Here is a 21,172-nt window from a genome sequence, read left to right as displayed (position 1 = left end):
CATAAGCTGAACCACTGCTTTCGCGAGCAAGCTCGCTCCCACAAGGTCTGGGGCGGGTATCAGTCCGTTGCCGGCTGCTCGGACGCCTCCAACCGCCCATCCCAACCACCGCCCAACGCGGCAATCAACTGCACACTCGCAATCAACCGGCTCTGTTGCAGGCTCAACACGCTGCGCTCGTTGCTCAGAGCTGTAGCCTGGACAGACACCACGTCGAGATAGCCGATCAGCCCTGCCCTGTACTGATTCTGCGTCAGGCGCAGGGACTCGCGGGCGGCGTCGAGGGCTTCCTGGCGCACGCGGGCTTCGTCTTCGAGCACCTTGAGCTGGATCATGTAGTTCTCGACTTCGCGGAAACCGTCGAGCACGGTCTGGCGATAGGTGGCGACCGTCTGATCATACGCCGCCACGCTGCGGTCGACCTCCGCCGAGCGCTGGCCGCCATCGAACAGGGTCATCGCCAGTTGCGGGCCGACCGACCAGAAGCGGTTCGGCACGCTCACCCAGTTATCGTAGGTACTGCTGCTGTAGCCACCGCTCAGGCTCAGGGTCAGGTCCGGGTAATAGGCGGCCTTCGCCACGCCGATGTTGGCGTTCGCCGCCATGACCGAGCGCTCCGCCGATGCGATGTCTGGACGGCGTTCGAGCAGTTGCGACGGCACGGCCACCGGGACTTGCGGCAGCGCTGGGACATCCTGGGTTTCGGCCAGGCTGAATTCGGCCGGCGGCAGACCGATCAGCACGGCAATGGCGTTTTCGAACTGCGCACGCTGCCAGATCAGGTCGATCAGGTCGCCCTGGGTGGTCTTGAGCTGGTTCTGCGCCTGGGCCACGGCATCCTTGCCGGACACCCCGGCGCGGTACTGGTTTTCGGTCATTTTCAGGGAGCGCTGGTAGTTGTCGACGGTGGTCTGCAACAAGCGCTTCTGCTGGTCGATCACCCGCAACTGCAGGTAGTTCTGCACCAGCTCCGATTGCTGGCTCAGACGCATCGCCGCCAGGTCGGCAAAGCTGGCCTCGGCGCTGGCTTCATCGGCCTCCAAGGTGCGGCGCAACCTGCCCCACACGTCCGCTTCCCAGCTCACGCCGGCCTGGGCGCTGTAAGTGTCGCGGATGCCGCTGGAGGAACTGCTCAGGCTCGAACTGCTGCTGCCCGTGCCTTGGCTGGAGCGGGTCTTGCCGACCGAAAGGTCGACCGTCGGAAAGAACGCCCCGCGAGCACTGCGCGCCAAAGCCTGGGCCTGACGGTACTGGGCTTCGGCCTGGGCCACGGTCTGGTTGGAGGCGTTGAGCTGTTCCACCAGGTCGTTGAGCCGGGTGTCAGCGTACAGTTCCCACCAGGCGCCACGGGCCAGGGCGTCGCTGGGGTTGGCCTGGCGCCAGCCCTGGGCCTCCTTGTACTGCGACGGCGCGGCGGCTGACGGGCGCTGGTAATCGGGACCGATTGCGCAGGCACTCAGCAGTGCCACGCAGAGCGCCAGGCTCAAGACACGCGAACCACGGGCAGTCGCCAGCGCAGCGACAAGGTTGAACAACGAACGATCGGTCATAGCGGAGTTTCCAGGGCAGCATCAGTGCGCACCCCACGCCAGCGGTTGAAACGATGGCGCAGGTTATCAAGATAGAGGTAGACCACCGGGGTGGTGTAGAGCGTCAGGACCTGGCTGAATACCAACCCGCCGATAATGGTCAGGCCCAGCGGTTGGCGCATTTCCGAGCCTTCGGCGCCACCGAGCAACAGCGGCAGGGCTCCGAGGATCGCGGCCAGCGTGGTCATGAGGATCGGCCGCAGTCGCAACAGGCAAGCGCTGCGGATCGACTCCAACGGCGTTTGGCCGGCGCGCTCCAACTGCAATGCGAGGTCGATCATGAGGATGGCGTTTTTCTTCACGACGCCAATCAGCAGGAACAACCCCAGCAGCGAGATCAGGCTGAACTCGCTGCCCAGGACATAGATCGACAACAACGCGCCCACCCCGGCCGAGGGCAAGGTGGACAGGATGGTCAGCGGGTGGATATAGCTTTCGTACAGCACGCCGAGCACGAGGTACACCGCCAGCAACGCGCCGAGGATCATGAACGGCTGGCTTTTCTGGGTCGCCGCGAACGCGTCGGCGGTGCCGGCCATTTTCGCGATGACATCTTCGGGCATCCCGAGCTTGGCTATCGCCCGCTCGATCGCCGCGGTGCCCTGCTCCACCGTGACGCCTTCGGCCATGTCGAACGAAATGCCTTCTGAAGCGAACTGGCCTTCATGGCTGACCCGGTCGTCCTCCAGGCTGTTTTCATAATGGGCAATCGCCGACAGCGGGACCCGCGCGCCATCGGCGGTAATCACCTGGACCTGCTCGAGCGTATTCGGGTCCCGGGCATATTTGGGATTGACCTCCATGACCACCTGATACTGGTTCAGGCTGTCGTAGATGGTCGAGATCTGCCGCTGGCTGTAGGCGTTGTTCAGTACCGAGGTGACCATGTCCATGTCGATGCCCAGGCGCTTGGCCTGGTCGCGGTCCACGATCAGCGTCACCTGCTGCGCCCCGCCACCGTCGCGGGCGTCGATGGCGGTCAGTTCCGGCAAGGCGCGGAAGGCGGCGACGACCTTGGGATACCAGATGCGCAGCGACGCCAGGTCGGCGCTCTGGAGGATGTAGGAATACTGCGACGTGGTCTGCTCGCGACCGCCACCGAATTGCAGGTCCTGGTCGGCCATCAGCATCAATTGGGCACCGGGTACCTTGGGCATTTCCTTGCGCAAGCGCTCGATGACCTTTTGCGCGGAAATCCCGCGTTCCTTGATCGGCTTGAGGCGTACCAGCATGAAAGCATTGTTGGTGCCGTTGTTGCCGCCGATGAAACCCGCCACGCTCTGCACCGCTTCGTCCTTGAGCACCGCGCGACGGAAGATCTCCATTTTCGGCTGCATCACGTTGAACGACAGCCCATCGTCACCGCGCACGAAGCCGATCAATTGGCCGGTGTCCTGCTGGGGCATGAACGTCTTTGGCACCACCACGTACAGTGCGATATTCACGCCGATGGTCACCAGCAGGCTGAGCAAGGTCAGGCGCCGATGGCGCAGCACCCAATCCAGGCTGCGGGCGTACCCCCGGACCATGCGCTCGTTGAGGCCGTGGCTCCAACGCTGCAAGCGGTTTTCCTGCCCCGGCACGTGGGGCTTTAGCCACCGTGCGCAGAGCATCGGGGTAAGCGTCAGGGACACCACCAGCGAGACCACGATGGCGGCCGCCAGGGTGATGGAAAATTCGCGAAACAGACTCTCGACGATCCCGCCCATGAACAGGATCGACAGGAACACCGCCACCAGCGAGGCGTTCATCGACAGCAAGGTGAAGCCCACTTCCTCGGCGCCCAGGTAGGCCGCTTTCATCGGCGGCACGCCCTCGTCGATGTGCCGGGAAATGTTCTCCAACACCACGATGGCATCGTCCACCACCAGCCCGGTGGCGAGGATCAGCGCCATCAGCGACAGGTTGTTCAGGGAAAAACCGTAGAGGTACATCACCGCGAACGTGCCCACCAACGACACCGGCACCGCCAGGGTCGGGATCAGGGACGCACGGAAATTACCGAGGAACAGGAACACCACCAGCACCACCAGCGCCACGGCGATCAACAGGGTCATTTCCGCTTCGTGCAGGGTGGCCTTGATCACCGGCGAGCGGTCCATGGCCAGGTTGAGCTTGACGCTGGCCGGGAGCACCGCTTGCAGGGCCGGCAGCTGGTTCTTGATCTCGTTGACGGTTTCGATGATGTTGGCGCCGGCCTGGCGGTTGATGACCAGTAGCACGGCGGCATCGTCGTTGAAGAACCCACTGTTGTAGCGGTCCTCCACGCTGTCGCTGACCTTCGCCACGTCCTTGAGCCGCAACACCGAGCCGTCCTGGTAGCGGATGACCAGCGTTTCGTAGTCCTTGGCCTTTTCCAACTGGTCATTGGCCTGGACTTGCCACATGCGCTTGTCGTCTTCGACCGACCCTTTTGGCCGGCGGACATTGCTGTCGGCGATCGCCGTGCGGACGTCGTCGAGCGCCACGCCGTACTGGTTGAGTAATTGTGGCTCCAGCTCGATACGCACCGCCGGCAGCGAACTGCCGCCGATCTGCACTTCCCCTACCCCCGCCACTTGGGACAGGCTCTGGGACAGGATGGTGGAAGCCAGGTCATAGAGCTGGCCTTTCTCCAGCACGTCGGAGGTCAGCGAAAGCACCATGATCGGCGCCTGGGACGGGTTGACCTTCTTGTAGGTCGGCATGCTGCGCATGCCACTGGGCAGCAGATTGCGCGAGGCGTTGATTGCCGCCTGTACTTCCCGCGCCGCGCCATTGATGTCGCGGTCCAGGTCGAATTGCAGGATCACCCGGGTCGAGCCCTGGCTCGAACGGCTGCTCATGGTATTGACCCCGGCGATGGCGCCGAACGAGCGCTCCAGCGGCGTCGCCACGGTGGAAGCCATCACCTCCGGGCTCGCCCCCGGCAGGTTGGCCTGGACCACGATCACCGGGAAATCCATTTGCGGCAACGGCGAAACCGGCAGCAAGCCAAAGCACACGCCGCCGAGCAGCATGATCGCGAAGCTCAGAAGCATGGTCGCCACTGGACGGCGGATGAAGGGGCCGGAGAGGTTCATCGGCAACGGCTCCAGACGTCAGGCGACTGGCCGCAAGAAATGGCGGGCTCTTCGTGGCGAGGGGATTTATCCCCGTTTGAGTGCGCAGCGCTCACAAAAAGGGCCGCTGCGCAGCCCAGCGGGGATAAATCCCCTCGCCACAAAAGCTCCTTGCGGTTCAGGGAATGCGTCATACCCGCACCTCATCGGCCTCAGGCCTGACGAACCGCCGCCCCAGGCGATCGAAGTACAGGTAGATCACCGGCGTGGTGAACAGCGTGAGCACCTGGCTCACCAGCAAGCCGCCCACCATCACCAGGCCCAGGGGCTGGCGCAACTCGGCGCCGGAGCCGGTGGCGAGCATCAGCGGCACGGCGCCGAACAGCGCAGCGAGGGTGGTCATCAGGATCGGCCGGAAGCGCAGCAACGCAGCCTGGTAGATGGCGGTCTGCGGGTCCATGCCCTGGTTGCGCTCGGCGTCGAGGGCAAAGTCGATCATCATGATCGCGTTCTTCTTGACGATACCGATCAGCAAGATGATACCGATGATCGCGATCATGCCCAGGTCATTGCCGGTCAGCATCAATGCCAGCAACGCGCCGATGGCCGCCGAGGGCAAGGTGGAAAGAATCGTGATCGGGTGGATGTAGCTCTCGTAGAGCACGCCCAGCACGATGTACATGGTCACCACCGCCGCCAGGATCAACAACAAGGTGCTCGACAGCGACGCCTGGAACGCCTGGGCCGCGCCCTGGAATTCGGTCTGCACGCTGACCGGCATGCCGATGTCCTTCTGCACTTTCTCGATGACATCGACAGCATGCCCAAGGGCCACGCCCGGTGCCAGGTTGAACGACATCATCACCGCCGGGAACTGGCCAATGTGAGCAATCGCCAACTGCGCCTGACGTTCTTCGACCCGGGCCAGGCTCGACAGGCGGACTTGCCCGCCGTCGGTGGTCTTGACATGGATCTGTTCAAGGGCCTGCGGGCCGATCTTTTCCCCCGCCTGAGCCTGCAGCACCACGCGGTATTGGCTGGCCTGGGTATAGATGGTCGAAATCTGCCGCTGGCCGAAGGCGTCGTAAAGCGCATCGGTGATGTTCGACACCGACACGCCCAGTCTCGATGCGGCGTCGCGGTCGATCACCAGGTAGACCTGCAAGCCCTTGTCCTGCAAGTCACTGGCGACGTCGGTGAGTTCCGGCTGTTGCACCAGGGCTTCGACGAGCCGCCCGCTCCAGAGGCTGAGCAATTCGGCATCCGGCGACGACAGGCTGAACTGGTATTGGGTACGGCTGACCCGGTCTTCGATGGTCAGGTCCTGCACCGGTTGCATGAACAGCCGGATGCCCACCAGTCGGTCCAGTTGCGGTTGCAGGCGAGCGATGATCGCGCTGGCGCTGTCGTCCCGTTCGCTGTGGGGCTTGAGGTTGATCAGCAGGCGGCCGCTGTTGAGCGTGGCGTTGTCACCGTCCACGCCTATGTAGGAAGACAGGCTTTGCACGGCGGGATCGGCGAGGATGACCTTGGCCAATTGCTGCTGGCGCTCGCTCATGGCGGCGAAGGAGATCGATTGCGGCGCCTCGGAAATGCCCTGGATCACGCCCGTATCCTGCACCGGGAAAAAGCCCTTGGGCACGGCTAGGTACAACACCACCGTCAACACCAGGCTACCCACCGCCACCAACAGCGTCAGCGGTTGGTGCTTGAGTACCCATTGCAACTTGCGCCCGTAGGCGGCGATCAACCAATCGATCCAGGCGCCGCTGGCGCGGTAGAAGCGGCCCTGCTCCTCTTCCTTGGGTTCACGCTTGAGCAGCCGCGCGCACATCATCGGCGTCAGGGTCAGGGACACCACCAGCGAGATCAGGATCGCCACCGCCAGGGTGATGGCGAACTCGCGGAACAGGCGACCGACCACGTCCGCCATGAACAGCAGCGGAATCAGCACCGCGATCAGCGACAGTGTCAGGGAAATCAAGGTGAAGCCGATCTGCCTCGCCCCCTTGAGCGCCGCCTGCATCGGGCTGTCGCCCTCCTCGATGTAGCGGGCGATGTTCTCCAGCATGACGATGGCATCGTCCACCACAAAACCGGTGGCGATGGTGAGGGCCATCAGGGTCAGGTTGTTGATGGAGAAACCGGCCAGGTACATGACGCCGAACGTACCGATCAATGATAGCGGCACGGCCACCGACGGGATGATCGTGGCACTGACCCGGCGCAGGAACAGGAACGTCACCATGACCACCAGGGCAATGGCGATGAGCAATTCATGCTGAACGTCGGTGACCGAGGCGCGGATGGTCTGGGTGCGGTCCGTTAGCACGGCAACGTCCAGGCCGGCCGGCAGGTTGTCGGTGATGCTCGGCAACATCGCCTTGATCCGGTCCACCACCTCGATGACGTTGGCCCCTGGCTGGCGCTGGATATTGAGCAGCACGGCCTGGTTTTCGTTGGCCCAGGCGGCGAGGCGTTCGTTCTCGGCGCCATCGACGATCTCTGCGACGTCCTTGAGCCGCAGCGGCGCGCCGTTGGCGTAGGCCAGGATCAGTTCGGCGTAGTCCTCGGGCGAGGTCAACTGATCGTTGGCATCGAGCATCGAGACTCGGGTCGGACCGTCGAAGTTGCCCTTGGGCTGGTTGACGTTGGAAGCGCCGATCAAGGTGCGCACATCCGCCAGGTTCAAGCCCGCGGACGCCAGGGCTTGCGGATTGACTTTGATCCGCACGGCCTGGCGCTGGCCACCGGCGATGGTCACCATGCCAACGCCGCTGATCTGCGCAATCTTCTGCGCCATGCGCGTGTCCACCAGATCATTGAGCTTGGGCAGCAGCATGGTCTTGGAGGTAATCGCCAGGGTCAGCACCGGGGTGTCGGCCGGGTTGACCTTGTTGTACACCGGCGGCGCCGGCAGGTCGGTGGGCAAAAGGTTGGTAGCGGCGTTGATCGCGGCCTGCACCTGCTGCTCGGCGACATCCATGTTGATGTCCAGGTTGAAACGCAGGGTGATCACCGATGCGCCGCCGGAACTGGTGGACGCCATCTGCGTCAGGCCTGGCATCTGCCCGAACTGACGCTCCAGCGGCGCGGTCACGGCGCTGGTCATCACGTCAGGACTGGCGCCCGGGTACAGCGTCATCACGCGGATGGTCGGGTAATCGACCTGGGGCAGTGCCGACACCGGCAGCAGCCGATAGGCGATCAGGCCGGCCAGGACAATGGCCAGCATGCTCAGCGTGGTGGCGACCGGGCGAAGGATGAACAGCCGCGAGAGATTCATGCGCCGCCCTTTTTCGCCTTGTCGGCCATGGCCGGCTCAGTCGGGGCCGCGGCGGTCTTGCCCTGCAAATGCTCGGTCGGCGTGGTCGGCACCTCCTGGCTGTCGTTGACCACTTCCACTTCGCTGCCCTCTTTCAGGCGGTCGGTGCCTTCGAGCACCACCCTGTCGCCAGCGGCAAGCCCCTCGGTGACGACCGTCCTGTCGCCATCGCTGGCGCCGATCTTGAGTTTCTTGATGGTGACTTTCTTGTCGCCATCCAAGGCATAGACGAATGTGCCGTTGGTGCCGAACTGGATGGCGGCGGTCGGCGCAAGGACCACGCCTTTGAGCGTGTCGGCCAGCAGGCGCACGTTGACGAACTGGTTGGGAAACAGCGACTGGTCGCGGTTCTCGTAGCGAGCCTTGAATTTCAAGGTGCCGGTGGTGATGTCGATCTGGTTGTCCAGGCTTTGCAAGACGCCGCTGGCCTGCAGCTTCACATCACCACGATCCCAAGCCTCGACCGGCAGTTTCGCCCCGCCGCGATAGCGGGCGAGCACGGTTTCGAGGTTGTTCTCAGGCAGCGTGAAGACAACGCTGATGGGTTGGGTCTGGGTGATGACGGCCAGGGCCGTGGTGTCATTGGCCGCTACCAGGTTGCCGATGTCCAGTTGACGCAACCCTACGCGTCCGCTGATCGGCGCGCGGATCTTGGTGAATTCCAGGTTGAGCTTGGCGTCGTTGACCGCCGCCTGGTTGGTCTTGACCGTGCCCTGGTACTGGCCCACCAGCGCAGCGGCGGTGTCGAGGGTCTGCTTGGCGATGCTGTCCTCGGCATACAAGCCGCGATAACGCTCGAGGTCGACCTGGGCGTTCTTCAATTGGGCCTGGTTCTGCAGCAACGTGCCTTCGGCCTGGAGCAAGGCGTTCTGGTACGGACGCGGGTCGATCTCGGCCAGCAGGTCCCCGGCCTTGACCATCTGCCCTTCCTCGAAGGCGATCTTTACCAATTCGCCGCCCACGCGGCTGCGAACATTGATGGTATTGAGCGCGGTAACCGTGCCCAGCGCCTTGTAATACAGCGGAAAATCCCCGGTCACCGCCGGCGCCACCCGAACCGGGATCGGGCCCGTCGCACCGCCAAAGCCTGGCCGCATGCCGCCCGAACGCCCCATATGCCCGGCCGCGCCTTTCTGCCCTGCTTCGTTGTTCGAGCCGGTGCCGGCAGGCCAGAATTTCCAAGCCAGCAACGCAACGGCCAATAGGATGAGCAGGCCGAACAGCCAGCGACGGGATTTACGGGAAACAGAGGATTGCATTGAATGGTCAACCATTGGGCGCGTGGGCTTCTTCTACAGGAGGCTGAACGATAAGCACTGGCGGGTATTTAGCAAAGCGCCTTTACCGGCAATTTACCTTGGGCTTACCTTTCCCATGCTCGGCTAAGGCCTTGAAACACAAATGAAAACGGCCTGGTCAGGCCAGGCCGTTAACAATTGTAATAAATACTTTGTTTCGGAACAGTTATTTCAGGGCTGCGAGCGCCGCCTCGTAGTTCGGCTCTTCAGCGATTTCCTTGACCAGCTCGCTGTGCAGCACGGTGTCGTTTTCGTCCAGCACCACCACGGCGCGGGCAGTCAGGCCTTTGAGCGGGCCGTCCGCGATGGCGACGCCGTAGTTCTCGATGAACTCGGCACCGCGCAGCGTGGACAGGTTCTGTACGTTTTCCAGGCCTTCGGCGCCACAGAAGCGGGCCTGGGCGAACGGCAGGTCGGCGGAAATGCACAGCACCACGGTGTTATCCAGGTCGTTGGCCTGGGCGTTGAACTTGCGCACGGAAGTGGCGCAGGTCGGGGTGTCGACGCTTGGGAAAATGTTCAGCACTTTGCGCTTGCCCGCGAAGTCTTGCAGGGACACGTCCGACAGATTGCCGGCAACCAGGGAAAAGGCTGGCGCCTTGGAACCGGCTTGTGGCAATTGGCCGTTGACTTGGACTGGGTTGCCTTTGAGGGTGACTTGAGCCATGAACGGATTCCTTCTGACAGGTTTGAAAACAGTGAGGCCGGAGTTAACCATGAAATGGAGCTCCGACCTATGCCTGCACACAAAAAGTCACGAGTGGCGGGGCCCGCTATTTAGCCTTGAGCTGCAAATACGACTGGTGCAGATCTGAGGCCCAGCCGTCGATCACCCCTTTGACATCATCGGGCTTCATGACCTGGGACTCGTTTGACAACAGCTTACCCGTGCCCTTGCGCACCACCTGTGCGACCACCGCATTATTGCCACCGTCCAGAAACACCGCTTCGGTGCCCAGCGTGGTTTCCTGATCGCGAATGCCGCTGGCCGTACTGACCGCGGCGGCCACCAAGGCAATCGGAATCACTTCATAAGGTTTGAGCCCCTCGGTCTTGCTGCTGACCGCGGTGATGGCCGCCCGTACTACCAACACACCCGGCCCGGGACTGGTCGCCAGAGGCAACGACTTGCCCGCCTCCCGCTTGAGCGCCTGGTCGTAGTAGCTGGTAATGCCGGCCAACGTGCCGGCGGGAATCTTCACGGTCGGTTGCGGCTTGGGATAGAGCTGCGTCGGCTCGATATACACACTGGAGTATTTAGCCAGATCGATCTTCGGATCGACCCAACGCATCACTTCGGCCCCCGAAGGCGATTTTTCTTCCTTGAGGCGGCTGTAGTCTCCCAGGAAGCCGGAGTATTCGTCCGGCTGGGTGACTTTGCTCGAGCAGCCCATCAGCGCGAGCGAAGCGATGCAGACAGTGCCGATCATGGACGCGAGTTTCATGCTGTTACTCCTGTAGGCCACACCTGAGGGGGGCGGAACTACAGGTATAGCCAATGCGCAGGGTTTTGCCTGTTCAGTAGCCGTATAGAGGTTGGATGTGCCTGCCTCATCGCGAGCAAGCTCGCTCCCCCCAGGGTTAACTCGAACCTTTGGGGAAGCGAGCCTGCTCGCGAAGAGGCCTTAGCCTTCAATGGTCAAATTACTGATGCTGCACCTGAACCATCGAGCTTACCTGCACCCGCGCGTGCATCTGCTCCGCCCCGCCACCACGGCGCATGCCGCGAACCGGACAGGCGTCAAGGTAATCCAGGCCAATCGCCAACTTCAAATGGCGGTCGGGACGAAGCAAGCGATTGGTCACGTCAAAGCTGTACCAGCCGTCATCCAGCCAAGCCTCGGCCCAGGCGTGGCTTGCCAGATGGCTCTCGTCCTCGGTACACAGATAGCCGGACACATAACGCGCCGGCACGCCGAGGCTGCGGGCGCAGGCCACGAACGCATGGGCATGGTCCTGACAGACCCCGGCGCCACCGGCGAACGCCTCTGCCGCCGTACTGCTGACGGCAGTAGTGCCGGGGCTGTAGGGCATGCGATCGGCAAGGCCATTCATCAAGTCGGCCAACGCAGCACGGTCACGGCGTGCGCCGCATTGCGCCACGGCGAAAGCGCTGAGGGTGTCGTCGGCCAGGGTGAGGCGGCTGGTGCGCAGGAACGGCAGCGGTGATTGGGTATCGGGCTCCATTTCCACTGTCTGGTCGATCTGCACTTCACCATAAGCGGTCAGGATCAGGGCGCCGTGAGGCTCGTCCATGGTCATGACGTGCAGGATATTGCCGTACGGGTCGAGCTGGCTGCGCACCAGGCGCGGCAATTCAAGATGCCATTGCAGGATGGTCTGGCGTCGGGTGTCCTTGGGCGTCAGGCGCAGGAACTGGATGCTGGTGCAGACCTCGTCGGCATAGCTATAGGTCGTGTCGTGGCGGATGGACAGTTTCATACGACCTCCAGATAGGCGTCATGGATGGTCTGGCCCAAGTGGCGGATCTGGCCAATCAGCTCGGTCAACCATTGGTGCAGGCCCGACGCGAGGATCTCGTCGATCCCCGAATAACGCAGCCGCGCATTCAGCTCGGCGGCCAGCCGCTGCGCCGGCCGACCGTTATTGCCCGGCAGGCTGGCGAGAATATGGTCCAGTTCTTCAATGCAGGCGTGCAGCGAGCGTGGCACGTCGGCCCGCAGCAGCAACATCTCGGACACCTGCTCGGCATTCGGCGCGTTACGGTAGATCTCGTTGAACGCCTCGAACGAAGACAACGCCCGCAGCAACGCACTCCACTGGTAGTAACCGCGCGCCGAGTTGTCGCTGACCTCTTCCGATTCTTCGCCGAACATCTCGTAGCGCGCATCCAGCAGCCGCAAGGTGTTGTCGGCGCGCTCGATGAACGTCCCCAGGCGAATGAAACAGTAGGCATCGTTGCGCATGATCGTGCCCGACGTCGCGCCACGGAACAGGTGCGAACGCTCCTTCACCCATTCGCAGAAATGGCTGATGCCATAACGGCCCAGGCCGTTGCTGGCGATGCTGCGCATCTCCAGCCAGGTGGCGTTGATGTTCTCCCACATGTCCGCGGTGATGCGTCCGCGCACGGCATGGGCGTTGGTCCGCGCCGCCCGCAGGCAACTGTAGATGCTGCCGGGGTTGGTTTCGTCCAACGCAAAGAAATGCAGCATGCGCTCGGTGTTGAGGGTGTCATAACGGGCGTTGTAGTCATCCAGCGTACCGGCCGCCAGCAACGACATCGCCAGCTCGGCCTGACCATCGCCGCGTCCGGCCTGGGGCATCAGCGACAGCGAATAACTGACTTCGAGCATGCGTGCCAGGTTCTCGGCGCGCTCCAGGTAGCGGGACATCCAGTAGAGGTCCGATGCGGTTCTTGAAAGCATGTCTTAGTCCTCCACGACCCAAGTGTCTTTGGTACCGCCGCCCTGGGACGAGTTCACCACCAGCGAGCCCTCGCGCAGCGCCACGCGGGTCAAGCCGCCGGGCACCAGGCGGGTTTCCTTGCCGGAAAGCACGAAGGGACGCAAGTCGATGTGGCGTGGCGCGATGCCGCTTTCGACGAACGTCGGACAGGTGGAAAGGCTCAAGGTCGGCTGGGCGATATAGGCCTCGGGCCTGGCCTTGAGGCGGGCCCGAAAATCTTCGATCTCCGCTGCGGTGGCAGCTGGCCCGACCAACATGCCGTAGCCGCCGGAACCCTGGGTTTCCTTGACGACCAAGTCGGGCAGGTTCGCCAGTACGTGGGACAGGTCCTGGGGTTTGCGACACTGCCAGGTCGGCACGTTCTTCAGGATCGGTTCTTCGGTCAGGTAGAAACGGATCATGTCGTCGACATAGGGATAGATCGACTTGTCATCCGCCACGCCCGTGCCGACGGCGTTTGCCAGCACCACATTGCCTGCACGGTAGACCGCGATCAGCCCCGGCACGCCGAGCATGGAATCAGGGTTGAAGGACAGCGGATCGAGGTAGGCATCGTCCAGGCGACGGTAGATTACATCCACCTGCTGGGGCCCGGCCGTGGTGCGCATATAGACATGGTCGTCACGCACGAACAGGTCCGCACCTTCCACCAGCTCCACTCCCATTTCCCGGGCCAGGAACGCGTGCTCGAAATAGGCGCTGTTGAAACGCCCCGGCGTCAGGACCACGGTGGTCGGGTTGTCCAACGGGCTTGAGCTTTTGAGCGTGTCGAGCAACAGGTTCGGGTAATGATCGATGGGCGCCACGCGCTGGGCGGCGAAGAGTTCGGGGAACAGGCGCATCATCATCTTGCGGTCTTCGAGCATGTAGCTCACGCCACTTGGCGTGCGCAGGTTGTCCTCCAGCACGTAATAGCTGCCATCGCCATCGCGGACCAGGTCGACGCCTGCGATGTGGGCATAGATGCCTCGGTGCAGGTCCAGGCCCTGCATCGCAATTTGATAACCCTCGTTGGCGAGCACCTGCTCGGCGGGGATGATGCCTTCCTTGAGAATGCGCTGGCCATGGTAGATGTCGGCCAGGAACATGTTCAGGGCCTGGACCCGCTGGATGCAGCCGCGTTCGACGATTTGCCATTCGCTGGCCTTGATGCTGCGCGGAATGATATCGAACGGGATCAAGCGCTCGGTGCCCTGCTCGTCCCCATAAAGCGTGAAGGTGATGCCCGCCCGATGAAACAGCAGGTCGGCTTCACGGCGGCGTTGTTCCAGCAGTTCCAGCGGCGTGTCCGCCAGCCAGCGCGAGAATGCTTGGTAGTGCGGGCGGCAGTCACCCTTCGCGTCGTACATTTCATTGAAAAAAGCGTGGGGCATAGCCAACTCCCAGCCGTGTCGTACACGGCATTTCTTATTACGTCGTCATTCCACCAAGTACGGCCTTGCCTCGTTTATGAGCCCTGGTTCTTTGAATACCTCGTCAGGCATGGGTCTCTGATCAGGCCTTTGCGTCTGGATGACGTGCGCCCCTTTTTTATATTTGCGTATCGAAACTCCTTTCTGCTGGGTCTCGTGGAGCCGTAGCAAGGGCTGTGCCTAAGTGCGGCGGATTGAAGCAATGCTGGAAAAACCGGCGCAAAGCGGTGAAAAAGCGAAATTTATTTTTGATTTCGCGACGAAAAGAGATTCGAGCCCTGAAACGCTGACTCCAGTTTCAAGCGCCGGCACAGCAAACGGGTCGAATCGGTGCAGACAGACGGGAAGTCGAGGCCGAACGCCCCGAAAAGGGGAAATTATTACTCACCTCTAAAGCGCTGCGCTTGGCTCAACCATAGCTCACGAGCGAAGACTTCGCTGAAAGAGCGCTTCGTTGGAAGCGAGCTTGCGCGAAGACGGCCTGAAGCCAGAAATAAAAATGCCCGGACATGGTTGTCCGGGCATTTTTGTTGGCGTGCTGCGATCAGAACGTCACGCTGGCACTCAACCTGGCGGTACGCGGCTCGCCGACGGCGACCTGAAGTTCACTGCCGGTGGATGACGGGTAGTATTGCTTGTCGAACAGGTTATCGACGTTCAACTGCAACGACGTCTTGTGCCCGAACACCGGCGACTCCCAGCGCAGGAAAGCGTCGGCGACGGTGTAGCTGCTGAGCCAGAAATCGTTGGCGTTGTTGGCGGCGCGCTCGCCGACATAACGGGCGCCGGCACCGGCGTGCCAGGCACCGAATTCGGCCGGGACGTTCAGGTGGTGGCTCAGGTACAGGCTGGCGGTGTGCTTGGGGGCGTCGGCCAGACGATGGCCTTCATCGTCCGGATCATCAAGGATCTCCGTGTGGGTATAGGCGTAGGTGCCGATCAAGTCCCAACGTTCGGCGAGGCGACCAGTGATATCGAGTTCGAGGCCTTGAGAGCCGACTTTGCCAGCGGCTTCTGCCAACGTTACGCCGTTGATCGTAGAGGACGTCACGACGTTTTTCTTCACGATATCGAACAGGGCGAGGTTGATATTCAGGCCCGGCAGCGGATCGTATTTCGCGCCGACTTCGTAGCTGCGGCCCTCCTCCGGCTTGAAGGTATGACTACCCTCGTCCACCACGTCGTTAGGCTTGAACGAGCGACTGTAGTTGCCATATAGCGACAGTTCTTCCGTGGCTTTGTAGACCAGGCCGAGGAATGGGACGAAGGCGTCTCCATTATCGTCGCGAACTGGCTTGGCAGGGACGAGTCCCTGCGTCGTGTATTGATCGTAATGCTGATAACGACCGCCAAATACAAGGATCCAGCGGTCGTCCAGGTGCCAGTTGTCCTTCAGATACACCGAACTGGAGGTCAGCTTGTTGCTCAGGTTGCTCTGCGCAGCATTCACACGACTTGGCTCATCCAGGCCACCGTACACCGGAGTCGTAGGGTCGAAACCTGCTTGGTTAGCGCCACGGTAAGTCTTGCCCCGAAACTGGTCTGAAACCTGGTTGTCGACCCCGACCAACAGATCATGACGCTGGCCGAACAATTCTTGATTGCCAATGAAGTCCCAACTGGCGTAGCGGGTTTCATCGTCATAATGGGCACCGTTGGCGGCGCGCTGAAGGACACCATTCGACAGGCGCGGCTGCGCAATCGAAAGGCTGTAACGGTCATTGTTCCAGCCGTAGGTCACCCGTGTCTTCCACGCCTCGCTCAGTTCATACTCGAACCGCGCGGTGGCGGTTTCGCGGATGCCAACGCTTTTGGCCCAAGGTTCATCCAGGCGCTTGTCATAGTCGATGTCGGCCGGATGTCCATTGGTGAACATCGTCCCCCGGTCAAACGGGTTGGAATATTCGTTGTACTCATAACTCAAATTCAACGAAGCCCGCTCGCCGGTCCAGGCCAACGACGGCGCCACCAGCGTGCTCTCGTTAACCCCGTAGTTGCGCCAGTAATCCTCATGGCCGCGCTCGGCGATCAGGCGATAGGCCAATCCGGTATCGCCCAGCGGTCCGGTGGTGTCCAGGGCCATGGTGCCGCCGCCTTCGCTGTAGGCGGAACCGCTGAGCGTGGTGCTCTGGGTGTATTGCGGCTTCTTGCTGATGACGTTGATCAGTCCGCCAGGTTCCAGCGCGCCGTACAACATCGAGGCCGGCCCCTTGAGTACTTCGACCCGCTCGGTGGTGGCGCTGAAGTTATGGCCCAGGTTGGAACGCACGCCGTCGCGCAGGATCGAGCCGTCGTCGTTGGTGCCGAAGCCGCGCTTGACCAATGAGTCCCGCGAGCCGCCCAGGGTGTTGCCCTGGCTGACGCCGCTGACGAACTTCATCGCGTCCTCCAGCGAGCGCACCTGATAGTCCGCCAGCGTCTGCTGAGTGACTACGTTGATCGATTGCGCCTCTTCCTTGATCGGTACATCGCTCTTGCTCGCCGTGCTGGCTTGCGTCGCCGTGTAGCCCTCGTCCTGAATGATCCGACTGCCTTGCACATCCGTAGTGGGCAGTTCGAGGGTGTCCTGTGCCCTCAAGGGGCTGGCCATGAAACAACAGGACAGCGCAGGTAAAACACATTTGACGAGGGCGTTGCGGTAGGCGAAAGGGGTGAAACGATTCAAGACGCGCACTCACAGAGGGTTGGAAATGAGAGCGAATATACTTTGAGAATGATTCCCAGTAAATCTTTCCAACATTTCCACGCTTGACTCTGAATGCATTAAAGGGCGCCGGAGGATGACTCCGGCGCCCTTTATCGGTCCCCTCTCCTTTTTGGGGCTCGTTGAAGGTCAGTGATCGATGGCGGCGCCAGCACCCCTCGGTACGCGGATGTCCTCGACCAGATGCTGGATGTGCTCCGGTGGCGGCGCGGTGAAGCGTGACACCACCAGGGCCGCCAGGAAGTTGAATACCATGCCCAATGTGCCGATGCCTTCAGGGGACACACCAAGCCACCAATGTTCAGCCGTGTTCATCGTCGGGTTGATGAATTTGAAATAGACGATGTAGGTGAACGTGAAGGTCAGCCCGACGATCATCCCGGCAATCGCGCCTTCGCGGTTCATGCGCTTGGAGAAGATCCCCATGACGATGACCGGGAAGAACGAAGACGCCGCCAACCCGAAGGCGAACGCCACCACCTGGGCGACGAATGCGGGTGGGTAGATGCCGAACAATCCCGCGATCAACACCGCCACACCGGCCGCGATACGCGCCGCGAGCAACTCCTGCTTCTCGTTGATCCTGGGCATGATGTTGCTTTTGAGCAGGTCATGGGAGATCGAGGTGGAGATCACCAGCAACAGCCCCGCTGCCGTCGATAGCGCCGCCGCCAGCCCACCGGCAGCGATCAAGGCAATTACCCAACCGGGCAGCCCGGCGATTTCAGGGTTGGCCAACACCATGATGTCGTTGTCGACATACAGCTCGTTGGGCACCGGCGAAAGCTGGTTCTTGAGCAACCGCTGCTCATGCGCCCCACGTTCGCCGGTAAAGCTCGGCGCCCCGACCAGCGCCGCCCCAGGGCTGTACTGGATGATGCCGTCGTTGTTCTTGTCCGCCCAGGCAATCAGTCCGGAATTTTCCCAGGCCTTGAACCAGTCCGGCGCGGTGGCATAACTGACGTTGGGGATGGAGGTCAGCAGGTTGGTACGAGCGAACGCTGCCACCGCCGGTGCGGTGGTGTAGAGAATCGCGATGAACAGCAACGCGTAGCCGGCAGACTTGCGTGCGTCCCGGACGGTGGGGGTGGTGAAGAACCGCACGATCACATGGGGCAGGCCCGCGGTCCCCACCATCAGCGCCATGGTGATGAAAAACACGTCCATGGTCGACTTGGTGCCATTGGTATAGGCAGAGAAGCCCAACTCGGCGCCCAGGCCATTGAGCCGTTCGATCACACTCTGCCCCGAGCCGGCGGCTTCGCTGATGAAGCCCAGCTGCGGGATCGGATTGCCGGTGATCATCATCGAGATGAAGATGGCCGGCACCATGTAGGCGAAGATCATCACGCAGTACTGCGCCACCTGGGTGTAGGTGATGCCTTTCATGCCGCCCAGCACCGAATAGAAGAACACGATGGCCATGCCGATCATGACGCCGGTGTTGATGTCCACTTCCAGGTAGCGGGAAAACACGATGCCTACGCCGCGCATCTGCCCCGCCACGTAGGTAAAGGAAATGAAGATCACGCAGATTACCGCCACCACCCGCGCCGTCTGCGAGTAATAACGCGCCCCAACGAACTCGGGCACGGTGAACTTGCCGAATTTGCGCAGGTACGGCGCCAGGCACATCGCCAGGAGGACGTAGCCGCCGGTCCAGCCCATCAGGTAGACGGAACCGTCGTACCCCGCGAAGGCGATGATCCCCGCCATGGAAATGAACGACGCCGCCGACATCCAGTCCGCACCGGTCGCCATGCCGTTGAGCACGGGGTGCACGCCCTTGCTCGCGACGTAGTATTCACTGGTGGAGCCGGCCCGCGTCCAGATCGCGATCGCGATGTACAACGCAAAGGTGGCGCCTACGACCAGGTAGATCAGGGTTTTTGTGTCCATGTGCGCTGCCCTCAGTCTTCGTGAACGTCATATTTGCGATCAAGCTGATTCATCTTCCAGACATAGAAGAAGATCTCGAGCACAAAGACGTAGATGGACCCCTGCTGGGCAAACCAGAACCCCAGGGGCGTGCCGAAGAAACTGATGGTGTTGAGTGAGTCGACCAGCAAGATGCCGAAACCGAACGACACCACGAACCAGATGACCAGCAACACCAGCATCCAGCGTAGATTTTCCGTCCAGTAGGCACGCGCAGCCTGTTGTTTTTCAGTGGACATCGAAGCGCCCTCTTGTTTTGTTGTTATTGTTCTGCACTTCAAACCGTAGCAGTCGCCGGACAAGGCGCTAGTACGACTTTCGTCTAATTCGTAACAACAGTTATTGACATCCCTTTCGCACCGAAAAGACAGGGCCAGGCCGCGTCAGAATCCCAGGGTGATATCAAATCGCCCCAACCCCCTAAAGCTTTGCCGTTCTCGGTCGAATGTATGCCATCGAATCTATTTTTCCCTGGAGCTGTGATGCAGACGTTAAAGGCCTTGTATGAGTCTATCGAAATGCAATTTTTCGATACCCTCACCAAAAAGCTTTCAAGCCTTTTCCTCTTGGTCGCGGTCAGTGCCTTGCTTTATTGGGTGGCCCTCAGCGCCCGCGCCGATATCGTCCTGCAGTTGCGCACTGCCCAGCTTGACGCCGCGCTGCTGGGACAGATTCAAGACCGCCTCGACAGCCTCACCCATGCGCTGCTCTTCGGCGCGCTTTTGACGCTGGCCATGGTCAGTTTCATGGTCTGGTACTTCCGCCACCTCATCGTGCGCCCCGTTACCGCCATGACCAAAGCACTGGAAGAGATCGCCAACGGCGAGGGCGACTTGTCCAAGGACCTGCCGCTGGTGACCCACGACGAGATCCGCACGCTGGCCGCCACCTGCAACCGTTTCCTGGCCAAGCAGCGCGAGATCATTAGCAACGTCCAGGCATTGACCGTCCATATCGCCGTCGAATCGGCCCGCTCGCTGAAGAACATCAGTGATTCCAGCGACAGCGCGACGCACCAGGCGCGCTTCGCCAAGGAAGTGATGGAGCAGAGCAATACCGCTGTGGGCCGTATCGAAGAGGTGTCGCGCCAGACCCAGGGCATATCCGGGACCACCGCGCAGAACCTGAGCATGGCCCGGGACTCCTACGCCGAATTGCTGGAAGTGACCGGCAACATCAGCGAGATTTCCAGCAGCCTCGGCGAGTTCGCCGGGCTGGTGGACGCCCTCAACCAGCGCTCTTCGAGCATCAAGTCGATCGTCGGCCTGATCCAGCAGATTTCCGCCCAGACCAACCTGTTGGCCCTCAACGCCGCCATCGAAGCCGCGCGTGCCGGGGAAAGTGGCCGTGGCTTTGCGGTGGTCGCCGATGAAGTGCGCACCTTGGCGCAGAACGTCAGCCGCGCCACCGACGATATCTCCCGTAACATCGACGCCATGTTGCAGGAAGTCAGCTCGACCCACGAACAGACCACCCAGATCAGCCACAGCGCCCGGGAAACCCAGAAAGTCGTTGAACGCGCGTCCGGTCATTTCGAAAGCATGATCGTCGACTTCGAATCCACCAACGGCAAGTTGGCCGACATCGCTGACCATATCCAGCAATTCGCCGATACCAACACTGGCATCAACGAACGCGTCACCCAGATCCACGCCGACAGCCAGTCGATCGACCAACGCATGCAGCAATCGGCGACCGCCACCCGCGACCTGTCTGGCGTGGCGGAGAAAGTCCAGACGCTACTGGGCCGCTTCGTGCTTGGCCACGGCAAGCTGGACGCCGCCATCACCCGTGCCAGCGAATGCCGCGACACGCTGCAGGTTCATTTGCAGGCGTTGCAGGATGAAGGTGTCAACCTGTTCGACCAGAATTACCAATTGATTCCCGGCACCGATCCCAAGCAATACATGACCAGTTATACCGAACGCTTTGCCCGGGTCTGCCAGGAAGAATGCGACAAGCTCACCCGCAGCACGCCGGGCGGCAAGGTCTCGTTCATTGTCGATACGAAGGGGTATTGCCCGGTCAATAACAGCTGGGTCTCCAAGCAACCCACCGGCGACCGCGCGGTTGACCTGCCGGTGTGCCGCAACAAGCGGATCTTCAACGACCCGATCGGCCTGCGCGCTGCGGGCAACGTCCAGCGCTTCCTGCTCCAGACCTACCTGCGCGACACCGGGGAAATCATGACCGAGATCGACGTGCCGTTCTTCTTCGGCGGCCGTCACTGGGGCAACTTGCGGGTGGGGTTTGATGCGGCGGTGTTGTTGGCGGACTAAGCGTTTCGACCAGCCGTGTGGGAGCGGTGATGTACACAAATCTTGAGGCCAGCCCAAAACAACTGTGGGAGCGAGCCTGCTCGCGATGGCGGCGGGTCAGTCAATTCATCACCAACTGACACTCCGCTATCGCGAGCAGGCTCGCTCCCACAAGGGA

Annotated in this window: 13 protein-coding genes; 1 reads left to right on the top strand and 12 read right to left on the bottom strand. The window is 61.6% G+C overall.

The features are described 5' to 3' along the window. Positions 1–59 precede the first annotated feature (59 nt). From ACLK1G_RS18715 to ACLK1G_RS18660, 12 genes are all read right to left on the bottom strand, one after another. Positions 60–1,550 carry an efflux transporter outer membrane subunit gene (locus tag ACLK1G_RS18715; RefSeq protein WP_420766780.1) on the bottom strand — a complete coding sequence of 497 codons (1,491 nt, stop codon included), beginning with the start codon at positions 1,548–1,550 and terminating at the stop codon, positions 60–62. Next, positions 1,547–4,651: an efflux RND transporter permease subunit gene (locus ACLK1G_RS18710; RefSeq protein ID WP_420766779.1), complete on the bottom strand. Its 3,105-nt coding sequence runs from the start codon at positions 4,649–4,651 to the stop codon at positions 1,547–1,549. Before ACLK1G_RS18710 ends, ACLK1G_RS18715 begins: the two co-directional genes overlap by 4 nt. 169 nt (positions 4,652–4,820) lie before the next feature. Further along, positions 4,821–7,916 (bottom strand): MdtB/MuxB family multidrug efflux RND transporter permease subunit, encoded by a 3,096-nt coding sequence (locus tag ACLK1G_RS18705; protein ID WP_420766778.1) that lies wholly within the window; start codon positions 7,914–7,916, stop codon positions 4,821–4,823. Next, positions 7,913–9,229, bottom strand: a complete 1,317-nt coding sequence (locus ACLK1G_RS18700) for an MdtA/MuxA family multidrug efflux RND transporter periplasmic adaptor subunit (protein WP_420766777.1) — start codon at positions 9,227–9,229, stop codon at positions 7,913–7,915. Before ACLK1G_RS18700 ends, ACLK1G_RS18705 begins: the two co-directional genes overlap by 4 nt. Before the next feature lie 190 nt (positions 9,230–9,419). After that, on the bottom strand, positions 9,420–9,920 hold the full coding sequence (gene tpx / locus ACLK1G_RS18695) for a thiol peroxidase (protein ID WP_420766776.1): 501 nt from the start codon (positions 9,918–9,920) through the stop codon (positions 9,420–9,422). 106 nt (positions 9,921–10,026) lie between these two features. Then, positions 10,027–10,698 carry a DUF3313 domain-containing protein gene (locus tag ACLK1G_RS18690; RefSeq protein WP_420766775.1) on the bottom strand — a complete coding sequence of 224 codons (672 nt, stop codon included), beginning with the start codon at positions 10,696–10,698 and terminating at the stop codon, positions 10,027–10,029. Between the two features lie 199 nt (positions 10,699–10,897). Further along, on the bottom strand, positions 10,898–11,695 hold the full coding sequence (locus ACLK1G_RS18685; protein ID WP_420766774.1) for a transglutaminase family protein: 798 nt from the start codon (positions 11,693–11,695) through the stop codon (positions 10,898–10,900). Further along, the gene (locus tag ACLK1G_RS18680) at positions 11,692–12,642 is read right to left on the bottom strand and encodes an alpha-E domain-containing protein (RefSeq protein ID WP_420766773.1); all 951 of its coding nucleotides are present in this window, start codon (positions 12,640–12,642) and stop codon (positions 11,692–11,694) included. Before ACLK1G_RS18680 ends, ACLK1G_RS18685 begins: the two co-directional genes overlap by 4 nt. Positions 12,643–12,645: 3 nt before the next feature. Beyond that, positions 12,646–14,055, bottom strand: coding sequence for a circularly permuted type 2 ATP-grasp protein (locus ACLK1G_RS18675; protein ID WP_420766772.1), 1,410 nt, complete (start codon positions 14,053–14,055; stop codon positions 12,646–12,648). A 583-nt stretch (positions 14,056–14,638) separates the two neighbouring features. Then, on the bottom strand, positions 14,639–16,684 hold the full coding sequence (locus tag ACLK1G_RS18670; protein WP_420766771.1) for a TonB-dependent siderophore receptor: 2,046 nt from the start codon (positions 16,682–16,684) through the stop codon (positions 14,639–14,641). Positions 16,685–16,927: 243 nt separating this feature from the next. Beyond that, on the bottom strand, positions 16,928–18,697 hold the full coding sequence (locus ACLK1G_RS18665) for a sodium:solute symporter family protein (RefSeq protein ID WP_420766770.1): 1,770 nt from the start codon (positions 18,695–18,697) through the stop codon (positions 16,928–16,930). An 11-nt stretch (positions 18,698–18,708) separates the two neighbouring features. Beyond that, on the bottom strand, positions 18,709–18,975 hold the full coding sequence (locus ACLK1G_RS18660; RefSeq protein WP_420766769.1) for a DUF4212 domain-containing protein: 267 nt from the start codon (positions 18,973–18,975) through the stop codon (positions 18,709–18,711). A 243-nt stretch (positions 18,976–19,218) separates the two neighbouring features. On the opposite strand from ACLK1G_RS18660, the gene ACLK1G_RS18655 reads away from it, so the two are divergent. Next, positions 19,219–21,015 carry a methyl-accepting chemotaxis protein gene (locus tag ACLK1G_RS18655; RefSeq protein ID WP_420766768.1) on the top strand — a complete coding sequence of 599 codons (1,797 nt, stop codon included), beginning with the start codon at positions 19,219–19,221 and terminating at the stop codon, positions 21,013–21,015. The last annotated feature ends 157 nt before the right edge of the window (positions 21,016–21,172 follow it).

The organism is Pseudomonas algeriensis, from assembly GCF_048847255.1.
Taxonomy (GTDB): domain Bacteria; phylum Pseudomonadota; class Gammaproteobacteria; order Pseudomonadales; family Pseudomonadaceae; genus Aquipseudomonas.
This window is presented reverse-complemented; position numbering and strand designations above follow the sequence as displayed.

Excerpts from the sequence above, each read along its gene's own strand:
- ACLK1G_RS18670 (WP_420766771.1), bottom strand. The coding sequence starts at position 16,684 with ATGGCCAGCCCCTTGAGGGCACAGGACACCCTCGAACTGCCCACTACG.
- ACLK1G_RS18705 (WP_420766778.1), bottom strand. The coding sequence starts at position 7,916 with ATGAATCTCTCGCGGCTGTTCATCCTTCGCCCGGTCGCCACCACGCTG.
- tpx (WP_420766776.1), bottom strand. The coding sequence starts at position 9,920 with ATGGCTCAAGTCACCCTCAAAGGCAACCCAGTCCAAGTCAACGGCCAA.
- ACLK1G_RS18715 (WP_420766780.1), bottom strand. The coding sequence starts at position 1,550 with ATGACCGATCGTTCGTTGTTCAACCTTGTCGCTGCGCTGGCGACTGCC.
- ACLK1G_RS18690 (WP_420766775.1), bottom strand. The coding sequence starts at position 10,698 with ATGAAACTCGCGTCCATGATCGGCACTGTCTGCATCGCTTCGCTCGCG.
- ACLK1G_RS18685 (WP_420766774.1), bottom strand. The coding sequence starts at position 11,695 with ATGAAACTGTCCATCCGCCACGACACGACCTATAGCTATGCCGACGAG.
- ACLK1G_RS18700 (WP_420766777.1), bottom strand. The coding sequence starts at position 9,229 with ATGGTTGACCATTCAATGCAATCCTCTGTTTCCCGTAAATCCCGTCGC.
- ACLK1G_RS18655 (WP_420766768.1), top strand. The coding sequence starts at position 19,219 with ATGCAGACGTTAAAGGCCTTGTATGAGTCTATCGAAATGCAATTTTTC.
- ACLK1G_RS18675 (WP_420766772.1), bottom strand. The coding sequence starts at position 14,055 with ATGCCCCACGCTTTTTTCAATGAAATGTACGACGCGAAGGGTGACTGC.
- ACLK1G_RS18710 (WP_420766779.1), bottom strand. The coding sequence starts at position 4,651 with ATGAACCTCTCCGGCCCCTTCATCCGCCGTCCAGTGGCGACCATGCTT.
- ACLK1G_RS18665 (WP_420766770.1), bottom strand. The coding sequence starts at position 18,697 with ATGGACACAAAAACCCTGATCTACCTGGTCGTAGGCGCCACCTTTGCG.
- ACLK1G_RS18660 (WP_420766769.1), bottom strand. The coding sequence starts at position 18,975 with ATGTCCACTGAAAAACAACAGGCTGCGCGTGCCTACTGGACGGAAAAT.
- ACLK1G_RS18680 (WP_420766773.1), bottom strand. The coding sequence starts at position 12,642 with ATGCTTTCAAGAACCGCATCGGACCTCTACTGGATGTCCCGCTACCTG.